Annotated in this window: 24 protein-coding genes and 1 tRNA gene; 2 read left to right on the plus strand and 23 right to left on the minus strand. The window is 68.7% G+C overall.

Annotated features, from left to right (window positions below; translation table 11 throughout):
* The 16 genes from P6F26_RS10590 to iscR form a co-directional block, all read right to left on the minus strand.
* Positions 1-1,917 (minus strand): 4-alpha-glucanotransferase, encoded by a 1,917-nt coding sequence (locus P6F26_RS10590; protein WP_278028655.1) that lies wholly within the window; start codon positions 1,915-1,917, stop codon positions 1-3.
* Positions 1,910-4,000 carry a glycogen debranching protein GlgX gene (glgX, locus tag P6F26_RS10595; RefSeq protein WP_278028656.1) on the minus strand — a complete coding sequence of 697 codons (2,091 nt, stop codon included), beginning with the start codon at positions 3,998-4,000 and terminating at the stop codon, positions 1,910-1,912. Before glgX ends, P6F26_RS10590 begins: the two co-directional genes overlap by 8 nt.
* The gene (glgA, locus tag P6F26_RS10600) at positions 3,997-5,433 is read right to left on the minus strand and encodes a glycogen synthase GlgA (RefSeq protein ID WP_278028657.1); all 1,437 of its coding nucleotides are present in this window, start codon (positions 5,431-5,433) and stop codon (positions 3,997-3,999) included. The genes glgX and glgA overlap by 4 nt, the downstream gene beginning before the upstream one ends.
* Complete coding sequence (glgC, locus tag P6F26_RS10605) at positions 5,430-6,698, minus strand: glucose-1-phosphate adenylyltransferase (RefSeq protein WP_278028658.1); 1,269 nt, start codon at positions 6,696-6,698, stop codon at positions 5,430-5,432. The genes glgA and glgC overlap by 4 nt, the downstream gene beginning before the upstream one ends.
* Positions 6,699-6,830: 132 nt before the next feature.
* Complete coding sequence (locus P6F26_RS10610) at positions 6,831-9,209, minus strand: glycogen/starch/alpha-glucan phosphorylase (protein ID WP_278028659.1); 2,379 nt, start codon at positions 9,207-9,209, stop codon at positions 6,831-6,833.
* Between the two features lie 207 nt (positions 9,210-9,416).
* Positions 9,417-9,493 (minus strand) — tRNA-Arg (locus P6F26_RS10615).
* A gap of 46 nt (positions 9,494-9,539) precedes the next feature.
* Entirely contained in the window at positions 9,540-10,553 is a 1,014-nt protein-coding gene (locus tag P6F26_RS10620) for a methyltransferase (protein WP_278028660.1), read from the minus strand.
* A gap of 179 nt (positions 10,554-10,732) precedes the next feature.
* On the minus strand, positions 10,733-11,953 hold the full coding sequence (locus P6F26_RS10625) for a cysteine desulfurase (RefSeq protein ID WP_278028661.1): 1,221 nt from the start codon (positions 11,951-11,953) through the stop codon (positions 10,733-10,735).
* Between the two features lie 53 nt (positions 11,954-12,006).
* Positions 12,007-12,606 carry a Yip1 family protein gene (locus tag P6F26_RS10630; protein WP_278028662.1) on the minus strand — a complete coding sequence of 200 codons (600 nt, stop codon included), beginning with the start codon at positions 12,604-12,606 and terminating at the stop codon, positions 12,007-12,009.
* The gene (locus tag P6F26_RS10635) at positions 12,603-13,112 is read right to left on the minus strand and encodes a hypothetical protein (RefSeq protein ID WP_278028663.1); all 510 of its coding nucleotides are present in this window, start codon (positions 13,110-13,112) and stop codon (positions 12,603-12,605) included. The genes P6F26_RS10630 and P6F26_RS10635 overlap by 4 nt, the downstream gene beginning before the upstream one ends.
* A gap of 4 nt (positions 13,113-13,116) precedes the next feature.
* Positions 13,117-14,433: a Fe-S cluster assembly protein SufD gene (gene sufD / locus P6F26_RS10640; RefSeq protein WP_278028664.1), complete on the minus strand. Its 1,317-nt coding sequence runs from the start codon at positions 14,431-14,433 to the stop codon at positions 13,117-13,119.
* On the minus strand, positions 14,433-15,188 hold the full coding sequence (sufC, locus tag P6F26_RS10645; protein WP_278028665.1) for a Fe-S cluster assembly ATPase SufC: 756 nt from the start codon (positions 15,186-15,188) through the stop codon (positions 14,433-14,435). Before sufC ends, sufD begins: the two co-directional genes overlap by 1 nt.
* A gap of 32 nt (positions 15,189-15,220) precedes the next feature.
* On the minus strand, positions 15,221-15,532 hold the full coding sequence (locus P6F26_RS10650) for a heavy metal-binding domain-containing protein (RefSeq protein ID WP_278028666.1): 312 nt from the start codon (positions 15,530-15,532) through the stop codon (positions 15,221-15,223).
* Positions 15,533-15,563: 31 nt separating this feature from the next.
* The gene (sufB, locus tag P6F26_RS10655; protein ID WP_278028667.1) at positions 15,564-17,084 is read right to left on the minus strand and encodes a Fe-S cluster assembly protein SufB; all 1,521 of its coding nucleotides are present in this window, start codon (positions 17,082-17,084) and stop codon (positions 15,564-15,566) included.
* A gap of 133 nt (positions 17,085-17,217) precedes the next feature.
* Positions 17,218-18,270, minus strand: coding sequence for a cysteine desulfurase family protein (locus P6F26_RS10660; protein ID WP_278028668.1), 1,053 nt, complete (start codon positions 18,268-18,270; stop codon positions 17,218-17,220).
* 105 nt (positions 18,271-18,375) lie between these two features.
* Positions 18,376-18,837 (minus strand): Fe-S cluster assembly transcriptional regulator IscR, encoded by a 462-nt coding sequence (gene iscR / locus P6F26_RS10665; protein ID WP_278028669.1) that lies wholly within the window; start codon positions 18,835-18,837, stop codon positions 18,376-18,378.
* A gap of 174 nt (positions 18,838-19,011) precedes the next feature.
* Between iscR and P6F26_RS10670 the strand changes: the two genes are divergently transcribed.
* Both P6F26_RS10670 and P6F26_RS10675 read left to right on the plus strand, forming a co-directional pair.
* Positions 19,012-19,665, plus strand: a complete 654-nt coding sequence (locus P6F26_RS10670) for an alpha/beta hydrolase (RefSeq protein WP_278028670.1) — start codon at positions 19,012-19,014, stop codon at positions 19,663-19,665.
* A gap of 10 nt (positions 19,666-19,675) precedes the next feature.
* On the plus strand, positions 19,676-19,939 hold the full coding sequence (locus P6F26_RS10675) for a hypothetical protein (protein ID WP_278028671.1): 264 nt from the start codon (positions 19,676-19,678) through the stop codon (positions 19,937-19,939).
* On the opposite strand, the gene P6F26_RS10680 is transcribed toward P6F26_RS10675, so the two are convergent.
* The 7 genes from P6F26_RS10680 to paaB all read right to left on the minus strand — a co-directional run bounded on the left by P6F26_RS10680 (position 19,936) and on the right by paaB (position 26,166).
* The gene (locus P6F26_RS10680; RefSeq protein WP_278028672.1) at positions 19,936-21,315 is read right to left on the minus strand and encodes an aspartate aminotransferase family protein; all 1,380 of its coding nucleotides are present in this window, start codon (positions 21,313-21,315) and stop codon (positions 19,936-19,938) included. The genes P6F26_RS10675 and P6F26_RS10680 overlap by 4 nt on opposite strands.
* A gap of 83 nt (positions 21,316-21,398) precedes the next feature.
* Positions 21,399-22,703, minus strand: coding sequence for a flavin-dependent oxidoreductase (locus P6F26_RS10685; RefSeq protein WP_278028673.1), 1,305 nt, complete (start codon positions 22,701-22,703; stop codon positions 21,399-21,401).
* A 22-nt stretch (positions 22,704-22,725) separates the two neighbouring features.
* Positions 22,726-23,493 (minus strand): SDR family NAD(P)-dependent oxidoreductase, encoded by a 768-nt coding sequence (locus tag P6F26_RS10690; protein ID WP_278028674.1) that lies wholly within the window; start codon positions 23,491-23,493, stop codon positions 22,726-22,728.
* 73 nt (positions 23,494-23,566) lie between these two features.
* Positions 23,567-24,637 carry a 2Fe-2S iron-sulfur cluster-binding protein gene (locus P6F26_RS10695; protein WP_278028675.1) on the minus strand — a complete coding sequence of 357 codons (1,071 nt, stop codon included), beginning with the start codon at positions 24,635-24,637 and terminating at the stop codon, positions 23,567-23,569.
* Positions 24,638-24,647: 10 nt separating this feature from the next.
* On the minus strand, positions 24,648-25,115 hold the full coding sequence (gene paaD, locus P6F26_RS10700) for a 1,2-phenylacetyl-CoA epoxidase subunit PaaD (protein WP_278028676.1): 468 nt from the start codon (positions 25,113-25,115) through the stop codon (positions 24,648-24,650).
* A complete protein-coding gene (paaC, locus tag P6F26_RS10705) occupies positions 25,109-25,879 on the minus strand; it encodes a 1,2-phenylacetyl-CoA epoxidase subunit PaaC (protein WP_278028677.1) in 771 nt (256 codons plus the stop codon). Before paaC ends, paaD begins: the two co-directional genes overlap by 7 nt.
* Positions 25,879-26,166, minus strand: coding sequence for a 1,2-phenylacetyl-CoA epoxidase subunit PaaB (gene paaB, locus P6F26_RS10710; protein WP_278028678.1), 288 nt, complete (start codon positions 26,164-26,166; stop codon positions 25,879-25,881). Before paaB ends, paaC begins: the two co-directional genes overlap by 1 nt.
* Positions 26,167-26,172: the final 6 nt, after the last annotated feature.

Consider the following 26,172-nt stretch of genomic DNA (forward strand, 5'->3'; position numbering starts at 1 on the left):
TCAGCCGCGCGCCTTCATGATGCGCGCGGCGCGCCTCACGCCGGGGTGCCCGGCCAGCGCGTCGGGCGCGACCGGCAGGCGCTGACGCCAATTGGGGTATTCGTCGATCGTGCCGGGCAGGTTGGGCTGCGGAACGATGTCGAGGGCGCATTCCACCTGCACCATCGCCAGCGCCGAGCCCGCCGCCGCGAGCGCGTGGTGCATCGCGTCGGCCGAGGCGGGGTCCGTTCCGTCCGGCGCGAGCCTTGCCGTCATGGTGTCGAATGCCGCGACTTCGGCCTTGCGCCGGCCCATCTCGGCGGCGGCGAAGTCCTGGTCGATATGCCCCAGCGCGGCGCGCGCCTCGATGTCGTGGCCCCGCCGCCATCCCAGCCATGTCGGCAGGTCGTGGGTCGAGAAGCTGGCGATGGACCTCGCCTCGTATTGGCCCGGCGGACGGAATGCGGGCTTTCTGGTCGGCATCCGCTCGAACAGCTGGAGCCTGCAGCCCAGGATGCCCGACGCGTCGAGCGCGCCGCGCAGGCCCCGCGGCACGTTGCCGAGATCCTCGCCCACCACGACCGCGCCCGCGCGCGCCGCCTCCAGGCGCACGACGGCCAGCATCGCCTCGCGCGGCATCCGGACGTAGGCGCCGGGTCCGCCGCGCTCGGGCGCCCAGAAGGCGCGGTCGAAGCCGAGGATGTGGTCGATCCGCACCGCGCCCGACAGCGACATCTGGCAGCGCAGGGTCTCGGCCAGCGGGCGGAAGCCCGACGCGACCAGCGCGCGGGGGTTGAAGGGCGCGAGACCCCAGGACTGCCCGTCCGCAGAAAACGCGTCGGGCGGCGCGCCGAGCGAGGCGCCGAAGGCGAAGCTGTCGCGATCCTCCCATGTCTCGGCGCCGGAGGGATGCGTGCCCACGGCGAGGTCGAGGTAGAGCCCCATGGACATGCCCGCGCCGCGCGCCTGCGCGTTCGCCTGCGCAAGACCGTCATGCGCGCGCCACTGCGCCCAGGCATGGAACGACACGGCGTCAGAAAGCTCGATCGCCGCGCGCGAAGCGGCCTCTCCCGCGGGATCGTGCAGGTCCGCCGGCCAGTCGCGCCAGTAGGGTCCGTGTCGGTCCGACAACGCCTGGTGAAGCGCGAACCGCTCCAGCGCGGCGCCCTCGCCGGCGCGGAACGCGTCGAAGGCGGGATCGCCGCCCGAGGCCCGGAACCTTGCGAAGGTCGCGTCGAGCGCGGCGCGCCGGCGCGGAATTTCCACGGCATAGTCCACGAGCGGCCCGGACGGATCCGACGGCGCGCCGTCAGCCACATGAAACGCACTGAGGCGGCGGCGGTGGGAGGGCGTGTAGGGACTGAAGGCGCCGGGATCGGCGAAGAAGCCCGCGTGGATCGGGTTCAGCCCGATGAAGTCCGCGCCCTGCCCCGCCAGCCCCTCGGCCGCCGCCGCGAGGTCGTCGTAATCGGCGAGGCCGCCGGTCTGGGCGGGGCGCAGCGCGTGGAGCGGCAGCATCATGCCCCAGACAGACCGCGGCAGCGGCAGGCGGCGCGGCGCGACGATCAGGGTGCAGTCCGACCCGTCGAGGCCAAGCGTGTGCAGCCCCAGGGGAAGTGCGGGAAGGCTGTCGCCCCGCCCCTCTTCCGTGGTGCCGTCCTCGCGCACCAGCCGCCACGAAGCGCCCTCGGGCACAAGGCCGCGCGGGGGCATTCCGGGCTCCTGTACCGTCCATTCGGGAAGCGCGCGCGCATCCGCCTCGGCCTCCAGCGCTGCGAGGCACTCGGCCGCCTCGGCATCGGTGCGCGCGGGAAGGCGCATGGCGGCAAGAAGCGCGCGCATCGTGCCGCGCCCCGTGCGCCGGCGCCTCCGGGTCTGGTCGGTGTAGGACGCGACGATGCCCGCCCGCGCCGCAAGCGCCTCGAGCGGATCAGACATGCCGCCCCCCCAGCACGCAGACCGCGACGGACGGCCCCGCCACCTCGATGGCCGGGCCTACGGGCTCGTCGCCGAACCAGCCGTCCGAGGTCGTGATGCACAGGCTCCAGCCCATCCCCTCGGGCGGATCGGGAAGCTGCACCGCCACGTCCTGCTCGCCCGCGTTGAACACCAGGAAAAGCGCGTCCTCGCGCTCGGCGTAGGGCGGCGTCCCCGAGGCCATGCGCAACTCGGCGCACAGGACGCGCGTCTCAGGGTCGTCCCAGTCCTCCTGGCTCATCGGGCGGCCTTCCATGTGCCACCAGAAAAGGTCTTCCATCCCGTCGAGGGCACGCTCGCGCGAGTGCAGGAAGCGCTTCTGCCGGAGCGACGGGTGTTTCTTGCGGAAGGCGATGAGCGCTGCGGTGAAGGCGCGGAAATCCTCGTCGGCATCTGTCCAGTCGATCCAGCCCGTCTCGTTGTCCTGGCAGTAGGCATTGTTGTTGCCGCCTTGCGTGTTGCCGACCTCGTCGCCCGCAAGGATCATCGGCGTGCCCTGGCTCAACAGTAGCGTGGCCATCATGTTCCTGCGGCGCAGCGCGCGCGCGGCGGCGATCTCGGGGTCGTCGCTTGGACCTTCCACGCCGAAATTGTCCGAGCAGTTTTCGCCATGGCCGTCGCGGTTGCCCTCGCCGTTGGCCTCGTTGTGGCGCTCGTTGTAGGAGACGACGTCAACGAGCGTGAAACCGTCATGGGCGGTCAGCAGGTTTACCGACGTGGTCGCAGCCCGACCCGAATGGTCGAACTGGGTCGCCGAGCCGCTCAACCGGTCGGCCAGAACCGGCACATGCCCCTCGTCGCCGCGCCAATAGCTGCGCACGCCGTCGCGGAACTTGTCGTTCCATTCCTGGAACGGAAGCGGGAACGCGCCAAGCTGGTAGCCGCCCGGCCCGATGTCCCAAGGCTCGGCGATCAGCTTGACGTCGCTCAGGACCGGGTCGGCGCGGATCGCGTCGAAGAAGGACGCGCCCCGGTCGAAGCCGCGCGCCGTGCGCCCCAGCGTGGCGCAAAGATCGAAGCGGAAGCCGTCCACGTGCATCACCTCCACCCAGTAGCGCAGGGAATCGAGGATCATGCGCAGGACCATCGGGTGGTCCATGTTGATCGTGTTGCCGGTGCCGGTGTCGTTGACGTAGCCGCGCCGGTCGGGCGTCAGGCGGTAATAGGACAGGTTGTCGAGGCCCCGGAAACTCAGCGTCGGGCCGATCTCGCTTCCCTCGCAGGTGTGGTTGTAGACCACGTCGAGGATCACCTCGATCCCCGCCGCGTGCAGGCGCGCGACCATGTACTGGAACTCGGCGATCCGGCCCGCGTGAAGGTAGCGCGGGTCCGGCGCGAAGAAGCCGAGCGTCTGGTAGCCCCAGAAGTTCGTCAGCCCCTTCTCCACGAGGAACCGGTCGTTCAGGAACGACTGCACCGGCAGAAGCTCGACCGCCGTGATGCCGAGGTCCACGAGGTAGTCCAGCACCGCGTCCGAGCCGAGTGCGAGGAAGGTGCCGGGATGCTCCGCGCCCGCGAAGGTCTGGGTAAAGCCCTTGACGTGCGCCTCGTAGATGATCGTCTCGGCCGCGCGGGTGCGCGGCCGGCGGCGGCCCCACGAAAAGCTCGGGTCCTCGACCACGCAACGGGGCATGAAGGGCGCGCTGTCGCGGCGGTCGAAGCTGAGGTCGGCGCGCGCGTCGCCCACGGTGTAGCCCATCAACGCGTCGTGCCAGCGCGGATGGCCGGTGATGCGCTTGGCGTAGGGGTCGAGAAGCAGCTTGTTGGCGTTGAAGCGGTGGCCGTGATGGGGCGCATAGGGCCCGTCGGCGCGCAGCCCGTAGCGCTGGCCCGGCCGCAGCCCCGAGACGTAGCCGTGCCAGACATGGCCATCGCATTCGGGAAGGTCCAGCCTGTGGGTCTCCTTCCGCCCATCCTCCGAGAACAGGCACACGGTCATCCGCGTCGCGTGTTCGGAGAAGACGGCGAAGTTCACGCCCTCGCCGTTGAAGGTCGCGCCGAGCGGCGCGGCGCGGCCCTCCTGCATGATCAGGGACGGGTTCATTGCGCCTCGACAACCTCGCGATAGAGCCGCGCATAGGCGGCGGCCGACGTGTCCCAGCCGACGGGCTGCGCCATGGCGTTGTCCTGCATCCGCGCCCAGGTCGCGCGATCTTCGAACAGCGCGCAGAGGTCCATCAGCCCCAGCGCCAGCGTATCGGCGGTCAGCGGGTGCACCTGCACGCCCGTGCTCGCGCCCGCGGCAAGCGCGGCGGGGCTGGCGGGGATGACGGTGTCGGCGAGCCCCCCCGTCAGCGCCACCAGCGGGATCGTCCCGTAGCGCAGCGCGTAAAGCTGGGTCAGGCCGCAGGGTTCGAAGCGCGAGGGCACGAGGATCGCATCGGCGCCCGCGATGAGCCGGTGCGCCATGGCTTCGTCATAGCCGATATGGACCGCGACGCCGGCATGAGCTTCGGCGGCCGTGCGCCACGCGCGTTCCAGCGCGACATCGCCGGCGCCAAGAAGCACCAGTTGGCCGCCGCGTTCCAAGAGCGCGGGAAGGCTTTGGAGAAGGAGGTCGAGACCCTTCTGCTCGGTCAGCCGCGAGACCACGCAGGCCAGCGGCCCCTTCGCCCTCGGCAGGCCGAACTCCTCGCGCAGGGCGGCGCGGTTCTTGGCCTTGCCGCGCGGGGTGCGGTAGCGCGACGACAGCGCGGGATCGGTGGCGGGGTTCCACGCGTCGGTATCGATGCCGTTCAGGATGCCCGATAGCCGCCCGGCCCGCGTCCTTATGACCCCGTCGAGGCCGGCGCCGAACTCGGGACGGGTCAGTTCGCGCGCGTAGGTCGGGGAGACGGTCGTGATCCGGTCCGACCAGATCAGCCCCGCCTTCAGCGCGTTGATCCCGCCATAGAACTCGAAGCCGCCCTCCTGCACGAAGTCCACCGGATCGAGCCTCAGCGCGGTCAGCCGTCCCGCGGGCGCCGCGCCGTGGAAGGCGATGTTGTGCACGGTGAGAACGGTCGGCACGTCGCAGCCGTGCTTGGCGAGGTAGTAGGGCGCGAGCCCCGCCTGCCAGTCGTGGCCGTGCACGACGTCCGGGCGCCAGCCCTCCACGCCCTCCTTGGCGATGCGCGCCGCCATCCAGCTCAGGGCCGCGAAACGCTCGGGGTTGTCGGGCCAGTCGCGCCCGTCGGGACCGAGATAGGGCGAGCCCTCGCGGTCGTAGAGATGCGGCGCGTCCAGCACCAGAAGCTCCACCTGCCGGGCGCGCGCGCGGATCACGCGGCCCTGTCCGCCGAACAGCGTCTCGTCCTCCATCACGGTGCGGCCGCCATCCGCGCCGATGGCCTCCATGACGCGCGGATAGCCGGGCAGAAGGACGCGCATGTCCACCCCCTGCCCGCCCATGACGCGCGGCAGGGCGCCCACGACGTCGGCAAGCCCGCCCGTCTTGACGAAGGGCACGCATTCCGAGGCGACCGAAAGAACCTTCATCCTGTGGACGCCGCCCGCCGGTCGAGCATGTCCTGCGTGATCAGCGTGACGCCGCCCTCGGTCACGCGGAACCACCGCGCGTCCTCGACGGGGTCTTCGCCCACGACGAGGCCCTCGGGGATGTGCACGCCGCGGTCGATCACCACCTTCGTCAGCCGCGCATGGCGCGCGATGTTGGCGTAAGGCAGCACGACCGCCTGATCGAGCGTGGCGAAACTGTTGGTGTGAACCATCGTGAACAGGAGCGACTGGCGGATCTCGGTGCCCGAGACGATGCAGCCGCCCGACACCAGCGAACTGACCGCCGAGCCGCGCCGGTTCTTCTCGTCGTGGATGAACTTCGCTGGCGGCACGGATTCGGAATAGGTCCAGATCGGCCAGTCCTTGTCCCAAAGGTCCAGCTCTGGCGCGAAGTTCGTCAGGTCGATATTGGCCTTCCAGAAGGCGTCGACCGTGCCGACGTCGCGCCAGTAGGCCGTGGCCTCCGGCCCGTTGCGCACGCAGCTGTCGGTGAAGCGGTGCGCCATCGCCTTCCCGTTCTTCACGATGTCGGGGATGATGTCCTTGCCGAAATCGTGGCTGGAGTTCGGATCGCCGGCATCGCGGATCAGCAGGTCGCGCAGGAAGGGCCACGAAAAGACGTAGATGCCCATCGAGGCGAGCGCCACGGTGGGGTCGTCGGGCGTTCCCGGCGGATCGTCCGGCTTTTCGAGGAAACTGGTGATCCGGTCCCTGCCATCGACCGCCATGACCCCGAAGGCCGACGCTTCCTCGCGCGGGACCGTCAGGCAGCCCACGGTGACGTCCGCGCCGCTTTCGGCGTGCTGGCGGATCATGTGTTCGTAATCCATCTTGTAGACGTGGTCGCCCGCAAGGATCAGGACGTAATCGACCTGGTAGCTGTCCACGATGTCGATGTTCTGGGTCACCGCGTCGGCGGTGCCGAGATACCACTGGTGCTCGTCGACGCGCTGGCTCGCGGGCAGGATGTCGAGATATTCGTTGCGCTCGGCGCGAAAGAAGTTCCAGCCGCGCTGGCAATGGCGGATCAGCGAATGCGCCTTGTATTGCGTTGCGACCGCCATCTTTCGGATGCCCGAGTTCAGCGCGTTGGACAACGCGAAGTCGATGATCCGCGTCTTGCCGCCGAAATAGACCGCGGGTTTCGCGCGCCGGTCCGTGAGTTCCTTCAGCCTGCTGCCCCGCCCGCCGGCGAGCACGAAGGCCATCGAATTGCGCGTGAGCTTCGATGAACTGTCGACCATGGGCTCTCTCCCCCCCTGTTCCCTTTCGGTGCCGGGGTCGCGCTCTGCGGCGCGATCCCCGGCGGCATGGGAGAAGCCTAGGCGATCCGGCCCCGAGTGCAACAGCCGCGGGGCCCGGAGGCGTCGATTGCCTCAGACGAGGGGCGACGCGCCCCAGATGTCGGCAAGATAGCCGCGGATCGTGCGATCCGACGAGAACCAGCCCGACCGCACCGTGTTGAGCGCAGCCATCCGCGTCCAGCCCTCGGTGTCGCGGTAGGCCGCGTCAACCTCGCGCTGCGCGCGCCAGTAGTCGGTGAAATCCGAGGCGACGAGGAAGTAGTCGTGCCCCGAGATGTTCTCGACGACATGGGCGTAGCGGTCAGGCTCGTCCGGCGAGAAGACGCCCTCGCGCACGGCCCCGATCGCTGCGGCGAGGCGCGGGTCGGCCTCGATCGCCTTGCGCGCGTGACCCTCGATCATGCGCCGCTCCACCACCTCGGCCGCCGTCATGCCGAACAGAAAGAAGTTCTCGGCCCCGACATGATCGCGGATTTCGACGTTGGCGCCGTCGAGCGTGCCGATCGTCGGCGCGCCGTTGAGGGCGAACTTCATGTTCCCGGTGCCCGAAGCCTCCTTGCCGGCCGTCGAGATCTGTTCCGAGAGGTCGGAGGCCGGGATCAGCCGCTCGGCCAGCGTGACGTTGTAGTTGGGCAGGAACACCACCTTCAGCTTGTCGCTGGTCAGCGGATCGGCGTTCACGACCGCGGCCACGTCGTTGATCAGCCGGATGATGTCCTTGGCGAAGAAGTAGCCCGGCGCGGCCTTGCCCGCGAAGATCTTGACGCGCGGGGTCCAGTCGCCGTCGGGATTGGCGCGGATCGCCTGCCACAGCGCGATGGCCTCGAGGATGTTGAGGTGCTGGCGCTTGTATTCGTGCAGGCGCTTGATCTGGACGTCGAACATCATCTTGGGATCGAGGGCGATGCCGTGCTCGGCCTTGATCCAGGCGGCCAGCCCGGCCTTGTTGGCGGTCTTGGCCCCGGCATAGGCGTCGAGGAAGGTCGGATCGTCGATGTGGCTTTCGAGTTCGGACAGCTTCTCGAGATCGCCCACCCAGTCCTCGCCGATGCGCTCGGTGATAAGGCCCGCAAGCCGCGGGTTCGATGACAAGAGCCAGCGGCGCGGCGTCACGCCGTTGGTCTCGCTGACGATGCGGTCGGGGTGCAGGCGGTTCAGTTCGTCGAACACGGTCGTCTTCATCAGCTCGGTGTGCAGCGCGGAGACGCCGTTGACCTTGTGGGCCATCACGAAGCTGAGCTCGCCCATGTTGACGGTGCCCTCGGCATGGAGCCGCACCGAGCTGCCGGGATGCGCGTCGCGGTGGCCCTGGTCGATCCGGTCGATGATCTCGAGGTGCCGCGGCAGGAGGCGGCCGAACAGCCCCTCCGACCACTTCTCGAGGGCCTCGGGCAGAAGCGTGTGGTTGGTGTAGGCGAGCGTGTTGCGCGCAAGCTCCACCGCCTCCTCGAAGGGGACGCCGCGCGCGTCGTGCAAAAGCCGCACCAGTTCGGGTCCCGCGATGGCGGGATGGGTGTCGTTGAGCTGGATCGCGACCTTCGAGGGCAGCCGGCGCAGGTCGCCATGCTCCTGGTCGAACCGGCGCAGGATGTCCTGCAGCGAGGCCGCGGTGAAGAAGAACTCCTGCTTCAGCCGCAGCTCCTTGCCGATTTCGGTATCGTCGTTGGGATAGAGCACCCGGCTGATCGTGCGCGCCGTCTCCTCGGGGGCGGCGGCGGCGACGAACTCGCCACGGTTGAACCTGTCGAGGTCGAAGCCCGCAACCGAGCGCGCCGACCACAGGCGCAGCGTGTTCGCCCAGACGCCGTTCCAGCCCACGACCGGCGTATCGTAGCCCGCTGCGATCACGGCCTCGGCCGGTTCCCAAGCGCCGTTGCTGACAGACCCGCCGAACCCGATCCGGTAGCTCGTCTCGGGGCGCTCGAATTCCCAGGCGTGGGGGTCGTTCAGCCATGTCTCCGGCAGTTCCACCTGCCGGCCTCCGATGATGCGCTGCTGGAACAGGCCGTGCTCGTAGCGGATGCCGTAGCCATGGGCCGGAACGCCAAGGCTCGACATCGACTCCAGGAAGCAGGCCGCCAGACGGCCGAGCCCGCCATTGCCGAGCGCGGCGTCGGGTTCGTCCGCGATGACCTTCATGGGGTCGCAGCCGAAGCTCGAAAGCGCCTCGCAGGCCGCGTCGAACATCCGCAGGTTCACGAGCCCGTCCTCAAGCAGACGGCCGATCAGGAATTCCATCGAGAGATAGTAGACCCGCTTGGCCCCGGCGGCCTTGGAGCGGCGGGTGGAATTGAACCAGACGTCCACGATCCGGTCACGCAGCGCATGGGACAGCGCCATGCGCCAGTCGAACCGCGTGGCGTGGTCGGCATCCTTGCCGACCGTGTAGTTCAGGTGATGCAGGATCGCCGACTGCATGTCCTGAACGCCGTTGTGGATACTGTCGTGCATTTTACGCTGCCTCGGAATGGTGGTCGTATGCGTCCGCGAACGTTCTGGGTCACAGCTTGCCGCGTTTCAAGCGGGCTGGAGGTTTCCGTTCCTCAGTTCGTCAGATGCGCAACGCTCGTGCTTGCGGAATGGGCGGATGCCCGTTTGATGCTTCCAATGTGCCTTTTCACACCGCACTACGGCCAAATCTCGGCAAGAACAGGGATTTGGCGCACCTGAGAGGATTCGAACCTCTGGCCTCTGCCTTCGGAGGGCAGCGCTCTATCCAGCTGAGCTACAGGTGCTTCGGAGCCGGGATATATGTGAAAGGCCAGGGTCCTGCAATCGGTTTCAGGCCGGTTTCCTGGCCACGGCGAGCTTGGTCATGCGGGGAATCATCTCGTCGATCCCGACCTCGTCGAAGCCCGCGCCGCGCAGCTCGTCCACCAGCGTCGCGGCATCGAGCGAGCGCGCCTCGGGCGTGAAGGCCGTGTGCTGCAACTGCCAGAGTGCCGCAAGGCGCGGCCCGGTGCGGTCGGGATCGACGACGAAATCGTGCACCAGAAGCCGCCCTCCGGGCGCGAGGTGGTCCCACGCGCGCCGCATCAGGCCCGGATGCGCCTCGCCCGGCACGCCCGAGAACAGGTAGGACATCAGGATCAGGTCCTGAGCCTCGGGCCACTCGGCCTCCAGCGCGTTGCCCTCGACATAGGAAATGCGGTCAGACAGGCCCGCCGCCTCGACATGGCTGCGCCCCAGCGCGGCCACGTTGGGGAAATCCACGATCGTGGCGCGCAGACCCGGAGCGGCGCCGCACAGCGTGATGGCGAAGGCGCCCGTGCCGCCGCCGACGTCGAGCATCGTCCGCACGCCCGACAGGTCGATCGACTTGGCAAGCTGCCGCGCGGGCCCCAGAGATCCCGCATGCTGGCTTTCGGAATAGATCCGCGCCTGCTCGGGATCGGAGAACCACTCGGCATAGGAGCCGGTCGCGTCCTCGGGAAGCCGCCCCGTCAGGGCGGGCTCGATCTGGTCGAGAAGGCCATACATCTGCCGCCCGACCTGAAGCCTCAGGTAGTCGCCGAAGTCGTATTTCGCGCCCGTCACGAGGAAGGCGTCGGCGGCCGGCGAATTGGCGTAGCGGCCATCCGCGACGCTGACGAGGCCGAGCCCCGCAAGCGCCGTCAGAAGCGTCTCGGCGCGCGGCGTGTCGAGATCGGTGCGCGCGGCGAGGTCATCCGCGCTCATCGGTCCCTTCGAGAGGTGGCTGAACACACCCTGCTCCAGCGCCGCGAAAAGTGCCTTCGAGCCCATGAAGCCGAACGCGATATCCGAGATCTGATCCGCCGTGGTAAGTGCGCCCATTCGTTCCTCCCGCTCGCCGCAGGTGTCGCGGCTGTCGCAACGGCGGATAGCAAGATGGGAGGAAATGTTCCAGATGCGACATGGGAATGTCGAAAACGCGACAGGCGGCTGACCGGAAATGCGGCGCCCCGGCGCGGCCCTGCCGAATCCGGAGGCAGGACCGCGCGTTCAGCGTCCGGTCAGACGAACAGCTCGTGGCACAGCTCGAGCGCGTCGATCAGCGCGTCCACCTCGGCCTCGGTGTTGTACATCCCGAAACTCGCGCGGCAGGTCGCGTTCACGCCCATGTGCTCCATCAGCGGCTGGGCGCAATGATGCCCCGCGCGCACCGCCACGCCCTTCTTGTCGAGCACGGTCGAGATGTCGTGCGCATGGGCGGCCCCTTCCATCGTGAACGAGAAGATCGCGCCCTTCTTCGCCGAATTGCCCTGCACCGACAGCCAGTTGAGCCCCGAAAGCCGCGTGCGGGCGTAGTCCGTCAGCCGCCGCTCATGGGCGGCGATGTTCTCCATGCCCACGCCGGTCATGTAGTCGAGCGCGACGCCGAGGCCGATCTGCTGGACGATGCCGGGCGTGCCCGCCTCGAACTTCATCGGCGGGTCGTTCCACGTGATCACGTCGCGGTGGACGTCGCGGATCATGTCGCCGCCACCCATGAAGGGACGCATCTCGGCCATGCGGTCGTGCCGGATATGGATCGCGCCGGACCCCGAGGGCCCGTAAAGCTTGTGGCCCGTGATCGCGTAGAAATCGGCGCCGAGCGCCTCGAGATCGAGCGGCATGTGCACCGCCGCCTGGCTGCCGTCGACCAGCACCGGCACGCCGCGCGCATGCGCCCCGTCGACCACGGCCTTCACGTCGAAGACCGTGCCCAGAACGTTCGACATGTGCGCCATCGCGACCAATTTCGTGCGCGGGCCGATCGCGTCGATCACGGCCTGCGGATCGAGATCGCCGTTCGCGTCGACGTCCACCCACTTCAGGACGACGCCCTGCCGTTCGCGCAGGAAGTGCCAGGGCACGATGTTGGCGTGATGCTCGGCGATGGTCAGCACGATCTCGTCGCCCGCCTCCATCTGGGGCATGGCCCAGCCGTAGGCGACGAGGTTGATGGCTTCTGTGGTTCCGCTGGTGAACACGATCTCGCGCTCGTCGGCCACGCCGAGAAAGCGCGCGATCTTGCCGCGTACGGCCTCGTAATTCTCGGTCGCGAGGTTCGACAGGTAATGCAGGCCGCGATGAACGTTGGCGTATTCCATCGAATAGGCCTGCGTGATCGCGTCGATGACGACCTTGGGCTTCTGCGCCGAGGCGCCGTTGTCGAGATAGACCAGCGGCTTGCCGTTCACCTCCCGCGAGAGGATCGGAAAGTCCGCGCGGATCGCGTCGATGTCGTACATGAGAACTCCTTCGCCCGCTCGCGGGGTCGGATGAAACTTGGTTGCGGCGCCGGTCACGCCGTGGGCACCGCGACGCCGAGCGACGCCAGCACCATGCTGAGGAAGACGAGAAGGCCGAAGCCCGCAAGCAGCGTGACCACGAAGACGAGGCCGAGCGACGTGAAGCCGTGCAGCACGGCGATGAAGTTCACCAGCAGCCAGAAGAACAGCCCGATCGCCAGGATCGTCACGAGGCCCGCGACGGGCGGCACGATCACGATGGCCACGATCTGCACCACCTGCACACAGATGAAGATGAACTGCAGCCAGATTACCAGTAGCGCCGCCTCCTCGAGGCTGCCGGTCCCGCCGAAGAAGCGCCCGATATGGTGGATCGCGTGGATCATCAGGAACAGGAACCCCGCCTGCACCAGCCCCAGCGCCAGGGGGGACTGCACGAAGGGGCCGGTCATCGGGCCATCCGCGGGCATGGTCGTGAGAAGCGCCACGATCTCGCCCATCATCATCGACGTGACGACGACGAGCGCGAACATGAGCCACAGGGCCTGCCGCTGGGGCGCGAAGCTCAGCACCGTCGTCGCCCCCTCCCGCGGGTTCGCGACAGTGTCGCGGGCCAGCCGCAGAAGGTGCCGCAATGTGCCGATGTCCGTCATGCCGCTGCCTCCGCCTCGGGGCCGCGTTCGGCCTCCCGCAGACAGATGGCCCAGATCGACAGAAAGGCCAAGAGCAGCAGCGCGCCGACCCCGCTTTGCGCGGGTCCCGGCCCGATGAAGCCTGACACGAGGCCGTGCAGCATCCACGCCGGCGACGAAGCCAGCATCGCCCAGAACAGCGCCAGCCGGGCCGAATACCAGCTGCCGCGACCGCGGAAGATCATGGCCACGACGTGGCTGATCCCTGCGAGGATGTAGGCCATCAGCGGCCATATCATCAGCATGGCGAAGAAGGTGATGGCAAGGCGCGCGTCGAGGGGTGCTGCGCCCTCGCCGGCGAGGTAGGCTTCGCGGCTGATGCGCGGCCATTGCGCCACGAAGATCACGAGGCACGCCCCGATCAGGATGGCGAGCGCGCGATCCTCGCGCTTGCCTTGCGACAGGAGCCTGCGCATGACCTGTCGTGGCCGGCGCCACGTCGCCACGATATCACGCGACACGCTCATCCGGTCACGCCTGACGGCGCCGCATCAGCCATTGCTCGAGGCGCTCGCGGATGTCCTCGCGCAGGCGCTCGTCGTCGATCTCCTCGATGGTCTCGGCGAGGAACGCGAGGATCAGGAGGTCGGTCGCCTCGGCCACGGGCACGCCGCGCGAACGCAGGTAGTAAAGCGCCGTCTCGTCAATTGCGCCGGTGGTCGAGCCGTGTGAGCACTGCACGTCGTCGGCGTAGATCTCGAGTTCGGGCTTGGCCTGGAACGAGGAATCCTCGTCAAGGAGAAGCGCCTGGCTGATCTGGTAGCCGTCGGTCTTCTGCGCGTCGGGCTTCACCAGGATCTTGCCCTGGAACACCCCCTCGGCCCCGTTGCGGAGCACCTTCTTGAAGACCTGCCGGCTTTCGCAGCGCTGTGCGTCATGGGTGATGAACACGGTGTCGTCGTGATGGAACGGCGCGCTCGCCGCGTCGCCCATTGCGGCGCCCGCGACATGCGCGATTGCATCATCGCCGGTGAATTCCACGACATGTTCGTTGCGCGTCAGCACGCCGTTCGCGGTCAGGGTGAACGACTTGTAGGTCGACCCCTCGCCGAGGCGCGCGAAGATGTGCGTGACCGCGCGACGCTCGTGGTCGCGGCCCTGCGCGCGCACATGGTGGAACGCCCCACCATCGGCCACGTCCACCTCCATGCACTTGTTGAAGCGCGCGGCGGCGGGTCCGCTCTCGAGCACGGTCACGTCGGCCCCGGGCTCCACCCGGACGACGTGGTGCAGGATGGCGTCCGACGCCTCGTCGCCATGCAGGTAGACGAGGCTGATCGGCCTCGACGCCTTGCCCGTCGCCCGGATCACGATCCCGTCCGCCGCGAAGGCCGAGTTCAGGGCCGCAAGCGGGCGCGCGACGGGCGACTGGCCCCGCGTCTCGAGCGCGCCGTAGAGATCGCGCGCCCAGTGGATGTCCTTGGTCATGACGTCGGACAGCCGCTCGATCTCCACGCCGTCCAGCGACAGGTCGTCCGACTGCGCGGGGTCGAAAACGCCGTCCACGAAGACGATCCGCAGCCGGTCGATCCCCGAGAAGATCGGTACCTCTTCCGCGCCCTCGAACAGCGCGGCGCGCGGCGTCGCCTCCTGCGTCAGGGTCGCGGGGTCGGTGAACTTCCAGTATTCGTCACGCCGGTTCGGAAGCCCGGCCTCGCGCAGCCGCCCCAGCGCCGAGGCGCGCGCCTCGGCGGCCCAGCCCGACTGCCCCTGCGGCGCCGAAAGCCCCGCGATCCGCGTCTCCGTCTGGTCGGCCCGCGCCTGTTTCTGTGCCGCCGACTGGGCCATCAGGCCACCTCCGCGAGAATGTCGGCATAGCCGTTCTTCTCGACCTCGAGGGCAAGCTCGGGCCCGCCCGTCTTCACGATGCGGCCGTCGGACATGATGTGCACCACGTCCGGCACGATGTGGTCCAGAAGCCGCTGGTAATGGGTGATCACCAGGAACCCGCGCCCCTCGGACCGCAGCGCGTTGACGCCGTCGGCCACGAGCTTCATCGCATCAACGTCAAGGCCCGAGTCCGTTTCGTCGAGGATGCACATCCTCGGCTCCAGAAGCGCCATCTGCAGGATTTCGTTGCGCTTCTTCTCGCCGCCCGAGAAGCCCACGTTCACCGGCCGCTTCAGCATGTCGGCGTCGATGTCGAGCTCCTTGGCCTTGGCGCGCACGAGCTTGAGGAAGTCACCGGCGCTGATCTCGTCCTCGCCGCGCGCCTTGCGCTGCGCGTTAAGCGCGGTGCGCAGGAACGTCATGTTGCCCACGCCGGGGATCTCGACGGGATACTGGAACGCGAGGAAAAGCCCGGCCGCCGCGCGCTCCTCGGCCTCCATCTCCAGAAGGTCGGCGCCGTCCAGCGTGGCCGAGCCCGCCGTCACGTCGTAGCCGTCGCGGCCCGACAGGACGTAGCTCAGCGTCGACTTGCCCGAGCCGTTGGGGCCCATGATCGCATGCACCTTGCCGGTGTCGACGGTCAGGTTCACGCCCTTGAGGATCTGCTTGTCCTCTTCTTCAAGTTTGACGTGCAGGTTCTTGATTTCAAGCATTTCTCTTCCTCGTGTCATGTCCGTCGCGCGGCTCAGGCAAGCCGGACGGCAGTTCCGCTCGCCGAGACCATCAGCATGTTGTTGATGACCTCGTAATCCAGATCGACGCCCACGACCGCGTTGGCGCCAAGGGCTGTCGCGCGCTCCTCCATCTCCGAAAGCGCGACGGTGCGCGCGCGGCCAAGCTCTTCCTCGTAGGCGCCCGAGCGGCCGCCGATGATGTCCGTGATCCCCGCGAAGAGATCGCGGAAGACATTGGCGCCGAGGATCGCCTCGCCGACGACGATGCCGTGGTATTCGGCGATGCTGCGTCCCTCGACGGACGGAGTGGTGGTCACGATCATGTCGCTCTCCGCAATGGGGGCCGGGCGGGCCTCAGCCCACCGACCCCTCGAGGCTGATGGCGACGAGCTGCTGCGCTTCCATGGCGAATTCCATCGGCAGGGCCTGCAGAACCTCGCGGCAGAAGCCGTTGACGACAAGCGCCACCGCCTCCTCCTCGTCCATGCCCCGCGAGCGGCAGTAGAACAGCTGGTCGTCGTCCACCTTCGAGGTCGTCGCCTCGTGCTCCACGCGCGAGGAGTTGTTCTTCACCTCGATGTAGGGAACCGTGTGCGCGCCGCACTTGTCCCCGATCAGGAGGCTGTCGCACTGGGTGTAGTTGCGGCTGTCCTTGGCTTTGGGGTGCATCGAGACGAGACCGCGATAGGTGTTCTGAGCGCGGCCCGCGCTGATCCCCTTGGACACGATTCGCGACTTCGTGCGCTTGCCGAGGTGGACCATCTTCGTGCCGGTATCGGCCTGCTGGGCGTTGTTGGCGATGGCGATCGAGTAGAACTCGCCCTGGCTGTCGTCCCCGCGCAGGATGCACGAGGGATATTTCCAGGTGATCGCCGATCCCGTCTCGACCTGGGTCCACATCACCTTCGAGCGGTCGCCCCGGCAATCGGCGCGCTTGGTCACGAAGTTGTAGATGCCGCCCTTTCCGTTCTCGTCGCCCGGATACCAGTTCTGGACCGTCGAATACTTGATCTCGGCATCCTCCAGCGCGACCAGCTCGACCACGGCGGCGTGCAGCTGGTGGGTGTCGCGCTGCGGCGCGGTGCAACCCTCGAGGTAGGACACGTAGGATCCCTTGTCGGCGATGATGAGCGTCCGCTCGAACTGTCCGGTGTTCTCGGCGTTGATCCGGAAGTAGGTCGACAGCTCCATCGGGCAGCGCACGCCGGGCGGCACGTAGACGAACGAGCCGTCCGAGAAGACCGCCGAATTCAACGTCGCGAAGAAGTTGTCGGTGATCGGAACGACGCTGCCGAGGTACTTCTTCACCAGCTCGGGATGCTTCTCGATGGCCTCCGAGATCGAGCAGAAGATGACGCCGGCCTTGGCCAGCTCCTTCTGGAAGGTCGTGCCCACCGACACGCTGTCGAAGACCGCGTCCACGGCCACGCGGCGACCTTCGGCCGGCGCGTCCTCCGCGCCCTCGACCCCCGCGAGGATCATCTGCTCCTTCAGCGGGATGCCGAGCTTCTCGTAGGTGCGCAGGATGTCGGGATCCACGTCGTCGAGGGACTTCGGCTTCTCCGTCATGCTCTTGGGCTTGGCGTAGTAGTACTGGTCCTGGTAGTCGATCGGCGGGTAGCTGACCATCGACCAGTCCGGTTCCTCCATCTGCTTCCAGCGCTTGAACGCCTGCATCCGCCAGTCGGTCATCCACTCCGGCTCGCCGTTCTTCTCCGAGATCAGGCGGACGATGTCCTCGTTCACGCCCTTGGGCGCGTACTCCATCTCGATCTCGGTCTCCCAGCCGTGCTTGTACTTGCCGCCAAGCGCCTTCACGGCCTCGACGGTTTCGCGTTCGACGCCTTCTTTGACCTCGGTATCGAGTGCAGTCATGTCTACCTCCACGGGCGGAGGGCGATTTGCCCCGAACCCATCTGACGCGGCGTTGCGGGCCGCTTCGTTTCCTGTCGGGTGACGCGCACCCGGTCCTGTCCAGCGGCGCGCCCGCGCCCGGACATGTCCGGGATCAGGCCGCCTTCGCGCGGAAGCGGTCGTAGGCCGCCACCCAGGCTTCGGCAAAGGCCTCGACCTCCGCCTCTGTCGTCCCGGGCCCCAGCGACACGCGGATCGCGCTCGCCGCAGCCCGACTGTCGAGGCCCATCGCGGTCAGCACCTCGCTCGCCCGGACCTTCCCCGAGGAACAGGCCGATCCCGCGGAGATCGCGAAGCCGGCCAGATCCATCTGCATCACCTGCGTCTCGCCCTTCCAGCCCGGCGTCACGATGCAGGACGTGTTGGGAAGCCGGGGTCCGCCTTGTCCGACAAAAATAGTCTCTTTCGCGCGGGCTTCCAGAGCCTTTTCTAGAATATTTCTAAGTTTCTCCACCCGATCCCAGACACCAGATTCAAGATCTTGCAGCGCGGCCTCCGCTGCACCACCAAATCCGGCAATGCCCAAAAGGTTCTCCGTCCCCGACCGGCGGCCCATCTCCTGCCCGCCGCCCCGGATGCGCGCCTCCACGTCGAGCCCGCGGCGCAGGATCAGCGCCCCGATTCCCTTCGGCCCGCCAATCTTGTGCGCCGAGATCAGGGCCATTCCCACGCCGGACCAGTCGAAGGCCATCGGCAGCTTTCCGAAGGCCTGCGTCCAGTCGCTGACCGCCAGGCCCTCGGGCAGATCCTGCACGATCCCGGTCTCGGAATTGGCCGCCTGCAACGTCGATGCGGCGGGATCGGCGATGGCCACCGAGCCGTCCGGCGCCACCGCAAGGTCCTCCCGGGTCCAGGCGCGCACCGCCTCGTGCTCGATCGCCGCCCCGTGCAGCCCGCGGCCCGCAAGCGCCAGCGCCGCAGCCTCCGTGGCGCCCGAGACGAAGACGACGTCCGAGCCCTGCGCGCCCACCGCCTGCGCCACCTGCGCCCGCGCGCGCTCCACCAGCGCCTTCGCCGCGCGGCCCTCCGCATGGACCGACGACGGATTGCCCGCCACGTCCATCGCCGCGATCATCGCCTCCCGCGCCTCGCGCCTCAACGGCATCGTGGCGTTGTGATCGAGATAGACCCGCGTTCGACCTGCCATGGCCCGTCCTTCATCTTTCCAAAAATACGCATCGCGCCGAAGGCGCCGGGCCCGCGGGGCCCGCAGGATGTCCGTGCGGCGCGCCTCGGGCGGCGCGCGCCCGCCTCATCCCTCGTCGACCACCTCGAAGAGGGTGGGCACCGCGGGACAGGGCGACAGTTCGTTCTTCACCACGTCCGAAAGCCGGGTCTGGTGAAGGAACACGTAGACATGCGCGCTCAGGCTTTCCCACAGCCTGTTCGTCATGCTCTGCGCCCGGCTCCCCGACAGCCCGCCGGTCGCGCCCGCGCCCTTGTGCATGGCGTCCACCGTCTCGTCCACCGCCCCGAAGATGTCGACCACGCGGATGTCCGATGCCGGCCGCGTCAGGCGGTAGCCGCCACCGGGTCCGCGAACCGACTCCACGAGGCCCGCGCGGCGCAGCTTCACGAACAGCTGCTCGAGGTAAGGCAGGGAGATCTGCTGGCGCCTCGCCACGTCCGACAGCGCGCTCAGCTCGCCGGGTTTCAGCATCGCGAGGTCGGCCATCGCCACCATCGCGTAGCGCCCCTTCGTGGACAGCTTCATGCGCCGCACTCCCTGCCTGACGCCGAAACGCCCGGACCAATTGACCTTTGCCTCCGCGGCGCTTAACTGCGAACCACTCCGGGTGGCCGCGCCGTCCGGATCGGATTTTACTAAGGAGCGCAGGGCGGCGCGTCAAGAAACCCCGCCCCGCCCCTGCTCTCGAGGGAGACCCTGATGCCCGAGGTGATTTTCCCCGGCCCCGAAGGCCGGCTCGAAGGACGCTATCACCCGCAGAAGGTCAAGGACGCGCCGATCGCCATCATCCTGCATCCGCACCCCCAGTTCGGCGGCACGATGAACAACCGCGTCGTCTACAACCTGCACTACGCCTTCCACCAGATCGGCTTCACCGTGCTGCGCTTCAACTTCCGCGGCGTGGGGCGCAGCCAGGGCGAATACGACCAGGGCATCGGCGAATTGTCCGATGCGGCCTCGGCGCTCGACTACCTGCAGTCGATGAACCCCAACGCCAAGCACTGCTGGGTGGCGGGCTTCTCGTTCGGGGCGTGGATCGGGATGCAGCTTCTGATGCGGCGCCCAGAGATCACAGGCTTCATCTCGGTGGCGCCGCCCGCGAACATGTACGACTTCTCGTTCCTTGCCCCCTGCCCGGCCTCGGGCCTCGTCATCAACGGCACCAGCGACCGCTTCGCCAAGCCGCAGGACACCCGCATCCTCGTGGACAAGCTCCACGAGCAGAAGGGCATCACGATCACCCACCAGGAGGTCGAGGGCGCGGGGCATTTCTTCGAGGATCCGCACATGGACCCGATGATCCAGAGCGTCCAGGACTACGTGAAGCGCCGCCTCACCGAGAGCACGCGCTGAGGGCCGCCGCATGAGCGCGATCACCGAGAAGCTCGCCGACCAGCTCGCGCAGGACGTGATCGCGGCCGCCGAGGCGATGGACGACGACCGCCTCTATGACGAGATCGCCCGCGCGCTGGGGAACTCCTCGCCCACGACGGAAGAGCTGTTCCGCACCTTCGTGCGCGTGCGGCTGGCCGAGAAGCGCGCCCGGCGGATCCTCGAACAGAAGCTTGCGAAACACCGCGAGGCGCCGCCGCCGGCCGCGCCCGAGGATGCCGGCTCTCCCGGCTAGAACAGGCCGCTTCGCGCCATGTCGGCCTGCGTCCGGTCGAGCGCCTGCGTCGCGCGCTCGACCAGCAGGTCCGCCTCCTCGCGGCTGAGGATCAGCGGCGGGGCCACGACCATCCGGTCGCCGACCGCGCGCATGACCAGACCGGCGGCGAAGGAATGCTCGCGGCACGTCATGCCCACGTCCGATCCGTCGGGAAAGGCCCGGCGCGCGTCCTTGTCGGCGCAAAGCTGAAGCCCGCCCACGAGCCCCGTCATCACCGCCTCGCCCACGATCGGGTGATCGGCCAACGCGCGCCAGCGCTCCTGCAGGTAGGGTCCGATGTCGTCGGCGACGCGCTCCACCAGCTTCTCGTCGCGCAGGACGCGCAGGTTGACGAGGGCTGCCGCCGCCGCCGCGGGGTGGCCGGAATAGGTGTAGCCGTGGGTGAACTCGCCGCCCTTCTCCATCAGGACCTCCGCGATCCTGTCCGACACCGCGACCGCACCCATCGGCACGTAGCCCGAGGTCAGCGCCTTGGCCATCGTCATGAAATCGGGCTCGGTGCCGTAGGTCTCGCATCCGAACCAGTTGCCGGTGCGCCCGAAGCCGCAGATCACCTCGTCGGAGATCAGCAGGATCCCGCGCTCCTTCAGGCCGGCCCACAGCTCGGGCCAGTAGCTGTCGGGCGGGATGATGACGCCGCCCGCGCCCATGATCGGCTCGGCGATGAAGGCGGCCACGCGCGCCGCACCGATGCCGTCGATCAGTTGCAGCGTCTCCTGCGCGACCTTGCGTCCGAAGGCCTCGGGCGACAGATCGCCGCCCGCCGACCACCAGCCGGGCCGCGGCGCGTGAAAGACGTTGCCCACCGGCAGTCCGGGCTGGGCGTGCATCGGGTCGAAGCCGCCCACCGCCGCCGCCGCGACGGTCGAGCCGTGGTAGGCCCCGCGCCGCGACACGATGACGTTGCGCTGCGGCTCGCCCTTGAGGTGCCAGTAGTAGGTCACGAGACGGAAGATCGTGTCGTTCGCCTCGGACCCCGAGGAACAGTAGAAGAAGCGGTTGAACTGCGGCGGCGTCAGCTCGGACAGAAGCTGCGACAGCTCGGCCACCGGCGCGTGCGTGGTCTGGAAGAACGTGTTGTAGAACGGCAGCTCGCGCATCTGCGCCGCGACCGCCTCGACGATGTCCTGCCGCCCGTAGCCGACGGCGGTGCACCACAGGCCCGACATGCCGTCGAGGATGCGGTTGCCCTCGCTGTCGGTCAGCCAGGCGCCCTCGGCCTTCGTGATGACGCGCGCGCCCTTCTCGTTCAGTTCGCGGGTGTTGGTGAAGGGGTGGATGTGGTGCGCGGCGTCGAGGGCGCGGATTTCGGCGGTGGAGTTGTGGCGGGTCATGGATGCGGTCCTCGTCTGGGCGCAGGCCGGCTTCGGCCGCGCGTCGGTCCAGATGTGTCGCGTTTTGCGGGCGGATGCCAGCCCTACGCGACGTTCGGCGGCAGGCCCGCCGCGCCGATCCGCGCGCCGGGCGGGATCGTGGGCGGCGCGGCGTTCAGTCTTTCGACGGAAAATCCCGCTGCAGCCTTGTATCCGGCCAGGAATTCCGCGCGCTCGGCGGGCGGAATGACGGTGTCGATGTCGTCGAAGACCCCGCCGCAGCGCACATCCACCATGTCCAGGAGGCCGAAGGGCCCCGCCCCGCGATTGCGCAGCACAAGCTCGGAGACCGGGCCGCAAAGCTCCGCGTCGTAGGCCGCGAGCGCCTCGGGCGTGACGCCGTGCGCCAGCATCTTCGCACCGATCACGCGGGCGTCGACGATGGCCTGGCTCGCCCCGTTCGATCCGGTGGGATACATGGCATGGGCCGCATCCCCCATCAGCGCGACACGCCCCTCGACCCATGTGGGCACGGGGTCGCGGTCGATCATCGGGTTCACGAAGGCCGCGTCCGCCGCGCGCAGCATTTCGGGCACGTCGAGCCACGGGTAGCGGAAGGCCTCGAAGTGGTGGACGAAGTCGCTGATCCGCGCGGGCGCGAACCAGCGGTCGCCCGCCCAGCCGCCGGTGCCGTCCACAGTCACCTCGGCGATCCAGTTCACCAGGGCGCGCCCGTCCGCGCCTGGCCGCGAGATCGGGTAGATGACCATGCGCTGCCGGCTGGTCCCGAGGCCGACGAAGGACGATCCCGTGCGGATCGGCGTCGCGCGGACCGTGCCACGCCACATGAGCGCGCCGCCCCACTGGATGCCGCCGCCCTCCGGGTGCATCCGGGCGCGCAAGAGCGAACGGATGCCGTCCGCCCCGATCAGAAGCGCGCCGCGCACGTTCGTGCTTGCCCCGCCGTCGAGCGCGATGCGCGCCATCACCCCCCGCGCGTCCTGCTCGTAGGACGTCACCCGCGCCCCGGTCACCACGGCGCCGGCCCCAAGACGCTCGATCACCGCCCGGTAGAGCGCCATGGTGAACGCGCCGCGATGGACCGCGTATTGCGGCCAGCCGTATCCGGCCTCCCGGCCGCGCGGCTCGGCGTGGATGTCGTTGCCGTTCAGCCCCACGAGCGCCCATTCCCGCGCCGGGAGGCCTACCGCGTCCAGCGCCTCGGGGCCGATGCCAAGCTCGAACAACTCGCGCACCGCGTTGGGCTGAAGGTTGATGCCGACGCCGAGCGGCTTCACCTCGGGCGCGCTCTCGAAGACGCGACACGGCACGCCGATCTGGTGCAGCGTCAGCGCGAGCGTCAGGCCCGCAATGCCTCCGCCCGCGATCAGGACTTCCGCGTTCGACATGGCCGCCTCCCCCGTCACGCGACTAGCGCGGCGCCATGCGGATCGCCCCGTCGAGGCGGATCACCTCGCCGTTCAGCATCGGGTTCTCCACCACATGCAACATGAGAGCCGCGTATTCTGACGGATCGCCGAGGCGCGGGGGAAACGGCACCTGCGCGCCGAGGCTGTCCTGCACCTCCTGCGGAAGGCCCTTGAGCATGGGCGTCAGGAACAGGCCGGGGGCGATGGCGCAGACCCGCACGCCCTTGTCGGCAAGGTCGCGCGCCATGGGCAGCGTCATCGCCACGACGCCCCCCTTGGAGGCGGCGTAGGCCACCTGCCCTACCTGCCCGTCATAAGCCGCGACGGAGGCCGTGTTCACGATCACGCCGCGCTGCCCGTCGGGCCCGACGGGATCGGCCGCGACCATGCGCGCGGCCGCTTGCGAGGCCACGTTGAACGTCCCCACGAGGTTGATGGCGATGGTGCGGCCGAAGACCTCGGGGTCGTGGGCCTCGCCGCGCGACACCGTCTTGGCCCCGGGGGCGACCCCGGCGCAGTTCACGGCGACGCGCAGCGGCCCGAAGGCATCCGTCACGCGGTCGAGCGCGGCCGAGACCGCGGCGGGGTCGGTGACGTCGGTGGCGCAGAACATGCCCCCAAGCTCGGCCGCCAGCGCCTCGCCCGCCCCGGCGTTCAGATCGAGGATGCAGGGCTTCAGTCCCGCCTTCGCCAGCGCCCGCGCGCTCGCCTCGCCCAGCCCCGACGCGCCGCCCGTCACGACCGCCGCCTGCCCTTCGAAAATCGTCATCCCGGCTCTCTCTCCCCTTGAATGCCCTGTCTGCGCCGAAGCCGTTTTGCCGCCCCCCAGCGCCAAGGGCGCGTCACTGGTCGTAATCGACCGCCAGCCTGCCGCCCAGCGGAAAGGACTGGCACGACAACGCGTAGCCGCGCGCCACCTCGTAATCCTCCAGCGCGTGGTTCGCCGCCATTTCCACCTCGCCCTCCGTCACGCGGCAGCGGCAGGTGGAGCACACGCCGGCGCGGCACGAATACGGCACCTCTATGTCCTGCGCGAGCGCGGCCTCCAGCACGGTCATGCCCGGCGGGATCACGATCTCGCGCGTCGCGCCGTCGAGCGTCAGGTGCAGGAGCGTGCCGCCCCCCGCCGAAGCCGCCGCACTTGTCGGCACCGGGCGCGGCAGCCGCCCCTGCTGCGCGGCCGAGGAGAACAGCTCGAACCGGATGCGGTCACGGTCGAGGCCATGCGCCTCGAGCGCGCGCGCGACCCCCTGCATCATCGGCTCGGGGCCGCAGATCAGCGCCATGTCGACGTCGCCCACGTCGATCCACGAGGCGAAAAGCCCGGCGCATTTCTCCTCGGTGACGCGGCCCGTGAACAGCTCGATGTCCTGCGCGTCGTGTTCGAGGACGTGGATGACCCGAAGCCGCCCCATGTGCAGGTTCTTGAGGTCCTCGATCTCCTCGCGGAACATGATCGAGGCGATCGACCGGTTCGCGTAGACGAGGGTCACGCGGCTTTCCGGCTCGCGCGCGAGGATGCTGCGCGTCAGCGACAGAAGCGGAGTGATCCCGGACCCGCCCGCGAAGGCGAGATAGCGATGTGCCGCCGCGGGGTCGATGTCCACCGTGAACCGGCCCATTGGCGGCATCGCCTGCAGCGTGTCGCCCACGCGCAGATCCGCGTTGGCGAAGGTCGAGAACGCGCCGCCCTCGACGCGCTTGATGCCGACCTGAAGGAGGCCGTCGTCGAGGCCGGAACAGATCGAGTAGGTGCGCCGGATCTCCTGCCCGTCGAAGTCGCGCCGGAATGTCAGGTACTGACCGGGCCGGAACGTGAAATCGGCACCCTCGGGCGGACGCAGGGTGACGACCACCGCATCGCGGATGGTGCGTTCGATGGCCGTGACGGTCAGCTCGTGGAAACGCGGCAAGGGCGGCCTCTCAGATGCACTTGAAATACTCGAAGGGTTCGAGGCAGTCGCGGCAGCGCCACTGCGCCTTGCACGGCGTGGAGCCGAACCGGCTGACCCTCTCGAGGTCGGCGGCGCCGCAGCGGGGGCAGCTGTCGGGGCCTCCCGCGGCCCTCGGCGGAGCGATGCCGTAGTCCAGAAGCTTCTCGCGGCCCTTCTCGCTCATCCAGTCGGTCGTCCAGGGCGGCGCGATGCGCGTCTCGAGCCTGAGGCGCTCGATGCCACGCGCACGCAGCGCCGTCTCGATCTCCATCGCGATGACCGAGGTGGCAGGGCAGCCCGAATAGGTCGGCGTGACCGCGACCACCAGCGTCTCGCCGTCCCAACCGATGTCGCGCACGATGCCCAGATCCACCACCGAGATCACCGGGATCTCGGGGTCGGGCACGGCCTCGAGCCAGCCGCGGACGCGCTCGGGCGTGGGTCGCGGGGCTACCATGTGGCCCCCGGATAGGCGCGCTGAAGCCATTGCATCTGGGTCAGAAGGTGGCCGAGGTGCTCGCTGTGGCGAACCCCGCTCCGACCTCCGAACTGCGTGAAGCGGTCCTCGGGCAGCGACAGCGTCGCCTCGGCCAGCACCGCCTCGATCTTCGCCATGAACGGTGCGCGCAGGGCCTCGGGGGCGGGTGCGATCCCGGCCGCGGCCACCGCCGCATCCACGCCGTCCCCCGCGAAAGCCTCGCCCGCATAGGGCCAAAGCCAGTCGAGCGCGGCCTGCATCCGGTCATGGCTTTCCGCGGTGCCGTCACCGAGGCCGATCACAGTCTCGGCCGAACGCTCGAGATGGTATGCCGCCTCCTTCGCGGACTTGTCCGCGATGGCGGCAACGCGCGCGTCCGAACTGGCGCCCAGGGCCTCCAGCATCGGGACATGCCACGCGTCGAACAGGAACTGGCGCAGCATCGTGCGGCCGAAATCGCCGTTCGGCTGCTCGACCAGCAGCAGGTTTCGGAAATCCATGACGTCGCGGTGGAATGCCAGGTCGTCGGCGCTGCGCCCCTGCCCCTCGACCTGTCCGGCGAGGCCGAGCCACATCTGCGTCTGCCCGATGAGGTCGAGCGCCGTGTTGGCCAGCGCGATATCCTCCTCCAGCACCGGAGCATGGCCGCACCACTCGCTGACGCGATGCCCGAGGATCAGCGTGTTGTCCCCCATCCGAAGCAGGAACTGGAAAAGCGCGGCGGCGTGGTCGTCTCTGGCCATCACATGTGCCCCGCCTCGTCGGGGATGTCGAAGAAGCTGGGGTGGCGGTAGACCTTCGAGCGCGACGGCTCGTAGAGCGGGCCCTTCGCCGAGGGCGAGGAGGCCGCGATGTGGCGCGCTTCGACCACCCAGATCGACACGCCCTCGTTCCGGCGCGTGTAGACGTCGCGCGCGTTGCGGATCGCCGTGTCCTCGTCGGGCGCATGGAGCGATCCGACGTGGCGGTGACTGATGCCGTGCTGGCCGCGGATGAAGACTTCCCACAGGGGCCATTCGGTGCTGCTCATCGGTGC

This window comes from Roseicyclus salinarum, from assembly GCF_029624655.1.
Taxonomy (GTDB): domain Bacteria; phylum Pseudomonadota; class Alphaproteobacteria; order Rhodobacterales; family Rhodobacteraceae; genus Roseibacterium; species Roseibacterium salinarum.